The sequence below is a fragment of the Bacteroidota bacterium genome (assembly GCA_016706865.1).
In the GTDB taxonomy this organism is placed as follows: Bacteria; Bacteroidota; Bacteroidia; order Chitinophagales; family BACL12; genus UBA7236.
Genome location: JADJIS010000001.1, coordinates 393,118 through 406,392, shown reverse-complemented (window position 1 = coordinate 406,392; position 13,275 = coordinate 393,118). Strand labels below are relative to the sequence as shown.

Here is a 13,275-nt window from a genome sequence, read left to right as displayed (position 1 = left end):
GTAATGAGTAATCAGTAAAGAGCTAAATCCTATGTAGCCGGATAATTATTCTTTTACCAAATGATTTTTTGTAAATAGTGAGTGGTGAGTTTGACCATCAACAGCGCAGATCAATCGAATATTCTGAAAACAGGGAATGTAATATCGAATAATGAACATTAAATATTGAATATCGAACAGGATTAATCGAAGCCATATTAAAAATTTATTCCTTCGTAAACGCAACAGAATAATATTCCCCTTCCGCATTCATAAACTGCAAAATATAAATACCGGCAGCAAATGCAGTAGTATTTATTTGTGTTGGTTTTGAAATTGCGGTTTGCGCGTAAATAATATTGCCAAAAACCGAATAGATAATATAATCGAGAGGAGCGCCTGTGTAATTAATATTTAACATATTAAATGTGGGATTTGGATAAATGGTGATGTTTAAATTATTGATGTTTTCTAATGCTAAACCTTCATCTATAAAACCATCACAATTATCGTCTAATCCATTCAATATTTCTTCTGCGCCTGGATAAATATCGGGGTTTGTATCATCACAATCTGTGTTATTTAATACAAACCCTTCAGGTAGTGTACAGGCCAAAGAATCCACCTCTGCATTGCCGTAATTATCGGCATCAGCATCAGCAAAATAGAGAGTGAAAGTTGCATCTTCATCTATTTCTCCATTGCAGTTGTCATCTATGGCATTACAAATATCTACAGCTCCGGGATAGATATTTTCATTGTTATCATCACAATCTAAAGCGTTATCAGCAAAACCGGCCGGCAAGGCACACACAAGCGTATCAAAAGCCAAATCTCCAAAACCATCCCCATCATTATCCAAATAAAAAGTATGAGCACAATAATCTAAATAAACTGTCCAGAAATTATTGCTTGCGTATGTTTCGGTAACATCTATATCAATTGAACTTGAAGCACCTGTAATTACAATATCATTTAGGGAGGTTTTTATTATAGATTGCGGTATATCATAATCGGTGCCGCCATAATTTTTTTCCCATAATAATTCTCCCAAACTATCTATTGCTACAACCCAATAATCGGTAATACCGTAAAATTCTGATACATCTCCGTCAACATAGTTGGATGCACCGGCAAAAATGTAAGCATTTTCATTGTATTGCGTAATAGAACGGGCCATCTCACTCCCTTCACCGCCATAGGCTCTTTGCCATTGAAAATTACCGGCGCTATCCAAGGCAACTACCCAAACATCTTCATCCCCGTGGTTATCTGTAACCATGCCATCATCGGAATAACTTCCTCCTGCAATTAAAAATCCATGATCCGGTTTTTCAACTACAGAATATGCCTCGTCCACATCAGTACCACCTAAGGCTTTTTGCCATATCAAATTACCTTCGTTATCTACGCGAATTACCCAATAATCTAACCACCCATGAAAGCCACTCACATCACCATCATTTCCTGTGGTATAACCGGCAGCTACAAAATCTCCATTTCGGGTTTCAATAATAGAATTGAGTTGTTCAGTTTCTGTTGAGCCAAATGTTTTTTCCCACAGGATATCCCCGTCAGGACTTAATTTAACAAGCCAAAAGTCACCTGCATCAATGCCATGAAGTGCACTAATATCGCCATCTGAAGACCACACACTTGCACCTAATAAATAATTGCCATCAGAAGTTTGTATAATATCCGAAGCCCCTTCTGTATAACTGCCACCGTAGGTGTGCTCCCATTCAATATTACCAACACTGTCAATTTTTATCACCCAACAATCATAATCGCCATGATAAAAATTAATGTCCCCATCTATTGAATTAGTTTTGCCAACCAAAACATATCCGCCATTTAGTCCATTGCATACCCCGTAACCATAATCTCCATTACTTCCTCCAAAATTTTTACTCCATTCCAAATTACCGGCAACATCAGATTTAACTACTAAAAATTCATTTAAACCATGTGTAATTTCTATATCACCATCAGTAGAATTTGAATACCCCACGGTTAAAAAACCACCATCAGGTGTTTCAATTACCTTTTCTGCTCTATCATCATTATTTCCTCCATAACCGTGCTCCCATAAAATTTCAGGTGCCTGTGCTTTTGTGTCTATACAAAAGTGAAAGAAGGAGATAAAAAACAGCAATCTAAGGAACGGCAATTGTTTCATTTTCAATTTTTTAACAAGGTAAGTGTTATAAATTACCAATTATATTAATATTTTGGGGATTAGAATGAATTTTTATTATTGTATGATATTAGTATTTAGCGAAATTTCTAAAATTAAAACTACGAAAAAGTTAACTCAATTCAAAAAAATGTCGCTATTAACATGTAGAATGTAGAAAATTGTAAGATAGGTGGTAGATAATATCGAATATCGAACATTAAATATTGAATATCAAACAGGGTTAATTGAAGTCATATTAAAAATTTATTCCTTCGTAAACGCAACAGAATAATATTCCCCTTCCGCATTCATAAACTGCAAAATATAAATACCGGCAGCAAATGCAGTAGTATTTATTTGTGTTGGTTTTGAAATTGCGGTTTGCGTGTAAATAATATTGCCAAAAACCGAATAGATAATATAATCGAGAGGAGCGCCTGTGTAATTAATATTTAAAATATTAAATGTGGGATTTGGATAAATGGTGATGTTTAAATTATTGATGTTTTCTAATGCTAAACCTTCATCTATAAAACCATCACAATTATCGTCTAATCCATTCAATATTTCTTCTGCACCGGGATAAATATCGGGGTTTGTATCATCACAATCTGTGTTATTTAATTCAAACCCTTCAGGCAGTATACAGGCCAAAGAATCCACATCTGCATTGCCGTAATTATCGGCATCAGCATCAGCAAAATAGGGAGTGAACATTGCATCTTCATCTATTTCTCCATTGCAGTTGTCATCTATGGCATTACAAATATCTACAGCTCCGGGATAGATATTTTCGTTGGTATCATCACAATCTAAAGCGTTATCAGCAAAACCGGCCGGTAAGGCACACACAAGCGTATCAAAAGCCAAATCCCCAAAACCATCCCCATCATTATCTAAATAAAAAGTATGAGCACAATAATCTAAATAAACTGTCCAGAAATTATTGCTTGCGTATGTTTCGGTAACATCTATATCAATTGAACTTGAAGCACCTGTAATTACAATATCATTTAGGGAGGTTTTTATTATAGATTGCGGTATATCATAATCGGTGCCGCCATAATTTTTTTCCCATAATAATTCTCCCAAACTATCTATTGCTACAACCCAATAATCGGTAATACCGTAAAATTCTGATACATCTCCGTCAACATAGTTGGATGCACCGGCAAAAATGTAAGCATTTTCATTGTATTGCGTAATAGAACGGGCCATCTCACTCCCTTCACCGCCATAGGCTCTTTGCCATTGAAAATTACCGGCGCTATCCAAGGCAACTACCCAAACATCTTCATCCCCGTGGTTATCTGTAACCATGCCATCATCGGAATAAGTTTCGCCTGCAATTAAAAAACCATGGTCCGATTTTTCAACTACAGAATATGCCTTGTCCACATCAGAACCACCTAAGGCTTTTTGCCATATCAAATTACCTTCGTTATCTACGCGAATTACCCAATAATCAAACCACCCATGAAAGCCACTCACATCACCATCATTTCCTGTGGTAAAACCGGCAGCTACAAAATCTCCATTTCGGGTTTCAATAATAGAGTAAGAGACTTCATCTGAAGTAGAGCCATACGTTTTTTCCCATAAAATATCTCCTTCAGGATTGAGTTTAACAAGCCAAAAATCCGCCTTGTCAATACCATGCAGTTCAGTTATATCACCATCATGAGATGCTGTTCCGGCATTAAGCAAATAATTGCCATCTGAGGTTTGTATGATATCAAAACTCGCATCATCCATGCTTCCACCGAAAGTTTTCTCCCATTCAATATTACCAACACTGTCAATTTTTACCACCCAACAGTCATAAACACCATGATTAAAGTTAATATCTCCATCTATAGAATTTGTTTGTCCTGTTAAAACATATCCGCCATTTAGACCAATGCATGCCCCATAACAATATTCTCCATTACTTCCTCCATAATTTTTACTCCATTCAAAATTGCCGTCCACATCCGATTTAACTACTAAAAATTCATTTAAACCATGCGTAATTTCTATATCACCATTAGTAGAATTTGAATACCCCACGCTTAAAAAACCACCATCAGGTGTTTCAATTACTTTTTCTGCTCTGTCATCTTCATTTCCACCATAACCGTGCTCCCATAAAATTTCAGGTGCCTGTGCTTTTGTGTCTATACAAATGTGATAGAAGGAGATAAAAAACAGCAATCTAAGGAACGGCAATTGTTTCATTTTCAATTTTTTAAAAAGGTAATAAATGCGTTATAAATTACCAATTATATAATATTTTGTGACTTGCAATATGTTTTCATTATTGTATGGTATTAATATTTAGTGTAAATTTAGATAATTAAGTTAATTTCTAAAATTAAAACTATGAAAAAGTTAACCCAAATCAAAAAAATGCCTCTATTAACATGCAAAATGCAGAAACTATCATTTATGGTTTTTTTATTCCTTGGCATAACAAACCAGGCTTTTGCAATTTTGGAAAGTAATGCAGCGAACAGCGGCATAGAGGCTATTACAATGCATGATGACACAATTCCGATGATTGGAGATACTATTGATATGTATACTTCGGGATTAGATACTACCCAAAGTTCGCGAAGCTAGAAATTCCAATAATACAATTGAAACTGATAAATTAATTAAAATGAAATAAGCTATTTAAAAGAAAAAAATGAGTTTGGAAATTCCGGACTCATTTTTTTTATGCCTTGCGCATTTTTACGCACAAATTAAAATATGAATGCAATAATATTAAGCATTACAGAGATTCAATTTTGAATATGCGAAGGCTAGAAAAAAGCCCCTTTACTTTTTAGTAAACGGGCTTTTTTTTCGGTATCAATTTATTAGTCTTTAATAAACATGCCTTCGTAAACAGCTTGCGAAGTGTTCAATTTAATAACATAATTTCCTGCCGCTAATGTATTAACCTGCATAATAATTTTTGCATTAATTAAAACACTTTCCACAGAAATTATTTGTCCGAGGGTATTATATACACTTAACACATAGTCATTATCAATATTATCCATACTAATTGTAACAGACGTTGTTGCAGGATTTGGATATATGTTGAGTTGTTCAGTTTGTAAATTGTTGATTGCATTCGTTAGTTCAATAGATTTACAATAGGTATTAAAACCTGCCGCATTGGATGCTGTTAAACACACATTATAACTACCAATTGTTGCATAAGTGTGAGCAGTATTTTGAATACCGGAAATTGCACCATCTCCAAAATCCCACACCCAATCGGTTGGTTCGTTAATGGAAATGTCGGTAAAGGTTACTGTTAATGGCCCTGAAATAACATATGTAAAACCAGCGATTGGTGCTGATCCCGCATTGTTAATTATCACATTCATACAGCCCTCATCACTGCCTCCCGGTCCTTCAACAGTTAAACAAACATTATAGGTGCCATCTTCAACAAAAGTATGATCAGGGTTTTGTAAGGTACTGAAATCACCGTCATCAAAATCCCATGACCAGGAAGTTGGATCGCCAGTAGATAGATCAGTAAAACTCACATCTGGATCGCCGGCAAAGGAGAAAAGAGCATTTGGTGCAGCATAACCGTCTATAACAATATTTTCGCAATAGGTATCAGAACCAATTGCATTGGTAGCGGTAAGGCAAACTTCAAAAGTGCCGTTTTCTGCGAATGTATGTGTTGGATTTTCTAAAGTAGAGGTAATTCCATCTCCAAAATCCCAGAACCATTCATCGGGTTCGTTAGTGGAGAGATCGGTAAAGGTTACCAATGGATCGCCGGTATGCGAAAAATAGGCAACCGGAGCAGTATAACTTGATATTACAACATCCTGACAGGTAGTACTTTCTCCAACTCCATTCGTAGCGGTAAGACAAACATTATAGGTTCCGTTTTCTACATAGGTATGAACCGGATTTTGCAGCGTTGACGTAAATCCATCATCAAAATCCCAAAACCAGGAAGTTGGTCCGCCTGTTGAAAGATCGGTAAAGGTTACTATTGGATCACCTGAGTGAATAAAATAAGCTGTTGGTGCGAGGTAACTGTCAATTATAACATCATCACAGTAAGTATCTGAACCTGCTAAATTAGAAACAGTTAAACAAACAGTGAATGTTCCATTAGTTAAATAAGTATGCACTGGATCTGATAAGGTGCTTGTAAAACCATCCCCAAAATCCCAAAACCAAGTATCCGGAGCTCCCGTGGAAAGGTCAACAAAAGAGACATCGGGATCGCCAAATGAGATAAAATCTGCAATAGGTTCATTTACGGCCACTACAGTTTGACATGTGGTTGCTTCCCCATAATGATTATAGCCGGTAAGGCACACTTCATAAGTTCCCGCAGCATAGGTATGCGTAGGGTTCATTAAAGTTGAAGTGAATCCATCTCCAAAATCCCATAAATATTCCTCGGCATCTACTGACAAGTTGGTGAAAGTTGCCGTAAATCCTGGACTTAAAGTAAATGTAAAATCAACAGTGGGATTATAGGGTTCAAACCTGGTATCCTCCCAGGCAACATATTTCATGTTGTTAGTTAAAATATCATCATCACCGGGAGCAGGATCCTGCGAAGTTCCGGGTTCATTATCCTGTTGCCACATCACGTGGAATTTGTTCCCAATAGATCTTGGACTTGCACTTGGATAAGCATTTTCCTTTCCCAAAAAAGCAGAATAAGTAAGGTTTATCGGGTCTGACCAGGTATCGCCACCATCATCGGAATAAGTACCGAAAAGATCGGAATAGTTTTGATCGCTTGCCGAAACTTCACCTTCCACAGGCATCATATACGATAAATAAATTCTATCAATATCAGCATCATACGAAGCAGTGGGCATAAAGGTGAAACTTTCCCAATTGTAAGCATCAAGATTATCGGTTATTCCACTAAAAGGATCACCATCACCATCCCAATCGATAACAAATTCATCATGCAATGTTGCTGCGGCATCTCCTGTTTTCCAATGATAAATTCCGGCCTTTGAAAAATCGTAATAAAATCCTGTAACACCTGAAACATCCTGAATTTGCATCCTTCCCGCAAAAACATGCACAGTACCATCATCAGTAAGTATCATTTCATGTCGGCCGTCAGTTGTATTTACCCAGTCAAAATCCCCGTCTCCGTCCCAATCCGTGGTTTCACCCGCACCTGCTACATAATTATCGATAGGAAAATTTACAAGCACAGTTGGACTGGCATCCCAGGTTAATCCTTTATTGCCGGAATGCATGAGAATCAGATCAGAGATCAAACTCCCATAAAGCACATAAACATCGTTTCCATGCACAACAACCTGATAACAATCCGGTAAAACGAGATCACATCCCCAGGCTTCTGTGGTATTTGGCAGTGCAGATTCCAAAATTGCCCAGGTTTCACCTCCATCATCAGACCTGGAAAATAATAGATCCTCCTGATTTGGTTTCATGGTCACTACATAAATATCATCGGTTCCTTCGGGGCAATAGGCCATTGGATACCAACCATCTATTACATCGGAGCCGCCGGTTTCTGTCCAGCTTGTGCCGCCAATAGTGGTGTTTTTAAATAGTAAAACTCTTGAAACGTCATCTGCTACAACTACTTCATGGCTCATTACTGTAAGAAGCTCTGTCGAATAAGTTTTAGCCGTTTCCAGTCGGGCTGTAGGAAACGAACCCCAGGACACACCATTAAAGTGATTGTAATAGGTTCCGAGATTGTTGAAAGCCGGGGTAAAAGTGCTGGAACCCATCCAGCTTGCTGAAACCTTCCCATCGGGGTAAGCAATCAAATGGTTGTTGCTTGAGCCATAGGTTTGATAATCGTATGTAGTGGTGCCTATCGTGAGGGGAACTTGTGAAAATGTTATATTGATGAGGGTGATCAATATAACGCTTGAAAAAATCTTTTTCATATGCTTATTTTTTGGATTTATTCCCACTATAATAATACGCATAAGTATTAATATATCAAAATCGGAATTTTTTTATGGAGTAACGTGACGGTCACAATACAAGAAATTGTGTGGATATTCTAGTGTAAATGGAAAGCAGTTTGGTATGATAAGAGATGGGTTTAACAAAAAAAACAAACATGAAGTTTTAATTATAGTAAAATTCCATAAAAATGAATTATTATATTACTTAAACTTTACAATTGAATGATTTTAATTACAGGTAAAAAATAATTAAATGTGTCACAAAGTAAGCATTTATGTAAAATTTTTAGGGAGACATTCAGTAATTTGAATAGGAGGATTGTAAATTAAATTTCCCGTGGAAATGCGAAAAAAACATTTTATGAAATTCAGTAAGAAGTTGATCTATTCAAATTTTTTTAAAAAAAGAATGCCACATTTTAAATGCAGCATTCTTTTGCAAGGAGATTAAGAATTTCCAGATATTGAAATATTCTTTTATATTTTAACAAATTGTGCTATATACAATTTCGATCCATTTGCTATTTTAATGGTATAAGTGCCGGCAGGTAACAATTTTGTATTGATCTGTAAGGTTGTATTTGATTTATTTAAAAACAATTGATCAGTATTAATTTGAGTTCCTACAGCATTATAAAGGGTGATTTCGTTAAGATCATTAATTAATTCCGGAAGCACAACGATAGTATGATCAGTTACAGGATTCGGATAAAGGCTGATCACTTCCGCATCAGTAGTTAAAATGCCAACAGGATTTACATTAATTATCTTACAATTATCCATGCTGCCATAATCGTTTATTGCAGTAAGACAAACATTGTATTCTCCTGTAACTGCATAACTATGTGATGGATTTTGTAATCCGGAAATGGAGCCATCACCAAATTGCCACAACCAATCGGAAGGTTCATTAGTTGAAATATCGGTAAAGAATAATGTAAGTCCTGTAAGTGTCCAGGTATAATCAGTAACCGGAGCAGAGCCTAAAGTTGTAATAATAACATTGGCGCAATAAGTGTCAGATCCGCCCGCTGCAGTTGCAGTAAGACAAACATTATAGGTTCCGTTCTCATCAAAGAAATGAACAGGATTTTGAACTGTACTTGTTCCTCCATCATCAAAATCCCAATCCCATGCATATGGATCATTTGTGGTAAGATCTGCGAATGTAACATTCGGATCTCCACTGAAAATAAATGATGCGATCGGTGAAGGGAAGCTGCTTATAGTTACATTTTTACAATACGTATCGGAACCCGCTGCATTGGATGCAGTTAAACAAACATTATAAACTCCATCATCGGTATAATTATGTGTAGGATTTTGAAGTGTGGACGTTCCACCGTCATCAAAATTCCAACTCCAGGTATCCGGAATATTTGTTGAAAGATCAGTAAAACTTACAAATGGATCACCGGAATTACTGAAATCGGTAACGGGAGTATAGATATAGGAATCAATTATAACATTTTCACAATGTGTATTGGATCCAACAATATTGGTAGCTGTTAAACAAACATTAAAAGTGCCGTTCAGTGCATAAGTATGTGAAGGATTTTCAAGCGTGGAAGTGCCACCATCTCCAAAATCCCAAGCCCATGTATCGGGACTATTTGTTGAAAGGTCGGTAAATGCAACGTTTGGATCACCGGTGTATGAAAAATCAGCTAAAGGCGACAGGTAAGAATCAATTATTACGTTTTGGCAAACAGTATTGGATCCAACTCCATTGGTTGCAGTTAAACAAACGTTATAGGTGCCATTCTCTGCATAAGTATGTACAGGATTTGCCAGGGTAGAAGTGGATCCATCATCAAAATACCAGAACCATGAAGTTGGACTATTTGTCGAATTATCATCAAAAGTTACTGTTGGGTCGCCAGAATAAGTAAAAGCTGCCACCGGAGATAAATAGGAATCGATGGTTACATTCTGACAGGATATATCTTCGCCGGTTGCATTTGCAGCAACGAGGCAAACATTATATACCCCGTTTGTTAAATAGGTATGAACAGGATTTTGAAGTAAGGATGTACCTCCGTCACCAAAATTCCAAGACCATGAGGTAGGGCTGTTGGTTGAATTATCATCGAAAACAACAGTTGGGTCTCCGGCATATGCAAATGCTGAAACCGGAGGCAAATAAGAGTCAATTATAACATTCTGACAGAAAGTATTTGAGCCAACTGCATTGGTTGCAGTAAGACAAACATTGTATGTTCCGTTAATGCTATAAATATGCGTAGGATTTTCAAGTGCGGATATTCCTCCATCACCAAAAGTCCATGACCATGAAGTTGGAGAACCTGCAGAAAGATCTGTAAAGCTCACAACCGGATCTCCGGTATAGGAGAATGCTGCAGTAGGTGCAACAGCGGCCAGAATTTCTACGTTATAATCTTCCGTCTCTCCAAATCCATATTCATCACAGGCGGTGATACCAACTGTATTCCATGCATCTCTTATGCGTAATCTTGTTGTTCCGGTTAATGCGGATATTGGTACAGTAAAAGTGATATTTCCGGTTCCGAATGCAGCAAGGTTTATCACCTCTCCTAATTTTTCACCAACCCCAAAGGCGCCGTCCTGATTGTAATCTATCCATGCTGCAACATTGTTGTTTGTTTCATAAGTTCCTACAGAAATATGTATGGTATAGGTTGCTAATTCAGAAATTTCGGTGGAAATTCCACTATAATAGGTGTAGAACGGCGCTACGGAAGCACCGGTAACATTATCAATATCTTCTAATTCAACATGACTAATATAATCACCTTCAATTGTTCCGGTTAAATAAGTGGGGATACAGTAACAATCAAGTGGGTCATTTTGTAAAACAAATACAGCATCTGAAGTTTCAACATCACCACTTAATGTGCAGGTAACCTTACACTTATAATAGTAAGAAGAGGTTTGAGTTGTACTAAAGTTAGAGCTTGTTGCACCGGCAATGTTGGAATAGGCGAGTCCGTCTACTGATCTGGCCCATTGGTAAGTAATGCCCATGGCAACTATCGGATCAATGGAAAGTGTAAAACTTTCACCAATACAAACATCCGTAGCAGTAGATATAGCCGTACCCGCATCAGGAACTACAGCGCAATTGGTAGCAGCAACCTGTGTGAATTTAATCTGAGGTCTGTAATCAGGGCCACCGGGTGAATCATCGTAATAAAGAGGACCCGTATAAGCACAAAGAAATTCAACATCGCTGTTATAGGTATGTGAACCATTAAAACCTAATGGACCGGTCCAGGTAACACGCGCATTTTTGGTAAATACACCCGCTGGATTTCCACCGCAAATTTCAACAATAATATTACTGGCACCATCCCAGAAAAAAGGAACACCTAAAACAAAATTATTTATACCGGCAACAGGCGTATAATCTGTTGGACCCCAAACTGTTGTTGCTCCGGATTCCCAGGTTGTTAAACTGAGAGAACTGGTTCCTGTGGATAATAATTTGATGGTGTATCCTTCGGTTTCATCTACAGAAGCCGGCAGTGTTATAACATCCCAGCTTATCTCAGAAATAAAACCAGCGGTCATTCCTGCCGCTGTAAGTTCTGATGCCCGATACAAATGTTGGGTGCGCATGTTTTTGTAATAATCGCCAAAGGGAGTAGGATATACCATGGCTCCGTTTATGCCATTATCTGCGCCAATTGTATAAGTTTGGGCTTCTGTTCTCGTTGTAAATAAAAGGCAAATGGGGAGGATCAGGCTGATTAGAGTCTTTTTCATTGATGTGTATTTTGGTGGTATGGCTTTGGTTAGGTTATCAAAATTTTTGGGACATCAAAAGTAGGTAATGAAATGGGTTTTTATAAGCACAATCTATTAAAATATACATTTTGGATCCATTTTTAAAATTTTATTGTTGTCACATTATATAAATATATTAAAAATATTTTATCGATGAAATAGCTATTTTAATTGAAAAAGTTCAAAATATTTAATGATTATCTACCTTTTTTCCATATCACATTTTATAGTAAAATTGACATTAATTTGGGCTTAGAAAAGTAGCGAAAAACAGCCTTATGCTTTTATGAAGATAGATAAATACGACCCTTTTTTTATTCCTTTTCAATGGGATATGTGTAATAATATCAGCTAATTGTAAAATTTAAGCCTTTCCTTAAATTTTTACACAAAGGGTAGTTTATGGCACCGGGAAATTAATAGATTTGAGTTTTAAACACTTTCATAACTCATTATTATTGGTTCGTCACAATTTAAAACAAAATCAATATGAAACATCTTTTTTTTCTTTTCGCAATTGTTATTACAACGACAACTTTTGCTCAGGTTCAACAACCGTCAAATTCGATCATTTGCGTAAATCCTGAAATCTATCCTGAATTTAATGGCGGACAGGTAGCCTTGTATCAATATTTGATCGATAATCTTCAATACCCTGCTGATGCGAAGGCCAATTGTATAAAAGGAACTGTATTCGTAAAATTTGTGATAAACGAAACCGGAGAGGTTAGTGAAGCAAATGTGGCAAGAGGATTAGGTTATGGATGCGATGAAGAGGCCTTGCGGGTTATTAATTCGATGCCATCCTGGAAACCGGGCACTCAAAACGATAAACCGGTGTCTGTTGCCTTCACCATGCCCGTCAAATTTGATATTGCAGATTGTACCGTTAAAAAGGAACCGGAAGATTGAATTGGTAAGTTATTACTTAAAGGGTACTAATTGAATTATGTTTGTCCTCAGAAATTTATTAAACATACCCTATGAAAAATTTTATTACAATATTTTTAATATTAACTTCAGGTAATTTGATCGCACAAAATTCCGAATCAACTTCTTCTGAAACTATATATACTTTTGTTGATCAACCTCCCGAATTTAAAGGTGGAATAGATGCATTGTATAGTTATTTATCGAAACACATCAATTATCCTGACGAGGCAATTAAAAATTGTATTGAAGGCACTATATACATGCAGTTTATCGTTGAAAAAGATGGTTCTTTAAATGATATAATAATTAAGAAGGGAATTGGGTATGGCTGTGATGAAGAAGCTCAGAGAGTAATAAGTAATATGCCAAAATGGAAACCCGGAAAATCAGGGGACAAAAAAGTAAGGGTATATCTTGCGCTACCCATTAAATTTGAAATAAAAGATGAATGCACGCCTGCCCCTGAAAATAATAAATGACTTTTTTGGTGAA

7 protein-coding genes are annotated in these 13,275 nt (G+C 36.7%); 3 read left to right on the top strand and 4 right to left on the bottom strand.

What is annotated here, in order from left to right:
* Positions 1-205: 205 nt before the first annotated feature.
* Positions 206-2,158 (bottom strand): T9SS type A sorting domain-containing protein, encoded by a 1,953-nt coding sequence (locus IPI31_01670; protein MBK7566511.1) that lies wholly within the window; start codon positions 2,156-2,158, stop codon positions 206-208.
* Positions 2,159-2,422: 264 nt separating this feature from the next.
* Positions 2,423-4,375, bottom strand: coding sequence for a T9SS type A sorting domain-containing protein (locus IPI31_01665; protein MBK7566510.1), 1,953 nt, complete (start codon positions 4,373-4,375; stop codon positions 2,423-2,425).
* A gap of 192 nt (positions 4,376-4,567) precedes the next feature.
* On the opposite strand from IPI31_01665, the gene IPI31_01660 reads away from it, so the two are divergent.
* Positions 4,568-4,759 (top strand): hypothetical protein, encoded by a 192-nt coding sequence (locus tag IPI31_01660; GenBank protein ID MBK7566509.1) that lies wholly within the window; start codon positions 4,568-4,570, stop codon positions 4,757-4,759.
* Positions 4,760-5,001: 242 nt separating this feature from the next.
* On the opposite strand, the gene IPI31_01655 is transcribed toward IPI31_01660, so the two are convergent.
* Positions 5,002-8,058 carry a PKD domain-containing protein gene (locus tag IPI31_01655; protein MBK7566508.1) on the bottom strand — a complete coding sequence of 1,019 codons (3,057 nt, stop codon included), beginning with the start codon at positions 8,056-8,058 and terminating at the stop codon, positions 5,002-5,004.
* A 501-nt stretch (positions 8,059-8,559) separates the two neighbouring features.
* The gene (locus IPI31_01650; protein MBK7566507.1) at positions 8,560-11,829 is read right to left on the bottom strand and encodes a PKD domain-containing protein; all 3,270 of its coding nucleotides are present in this window, start codon (positions 11,827-11,829) and stop codon (positions 8,560-8,562) included.
* Positions 11,830-12,339: 510 nt separating this feature from the next.
* Here IPI31_01650 and IPI31_01645 point away from each other — a divergent pair.
* Both IPI31_01645 and IPI31_01640 read left to right on the top strand, forming a co-directional pair.
* Positions 12,340-12,762: an energy transducer TonB gene (locus IPI31_01645; GenBank protein ID MBK7566506.1), complete on the top strand. Its 423-nt coding sequence runs from the start codon at positions 12,340-12,342 to the stop codon at positions 12,760-12,762.
* A gap of 71 nt (positions 12,763-12,833) precedes the next feature.
* Positions 12,834-13,262, top strand: coding sequence for an energy transducer TonB (locus IPI31_01640; GenBank protein MBK7566505.1), 429 nt, complete (start codon positions 12,834-12,836; stop codon positions 13,260-13,262).
* Positions 13,263-13,275: the final 13 nt, after the last annotated feature.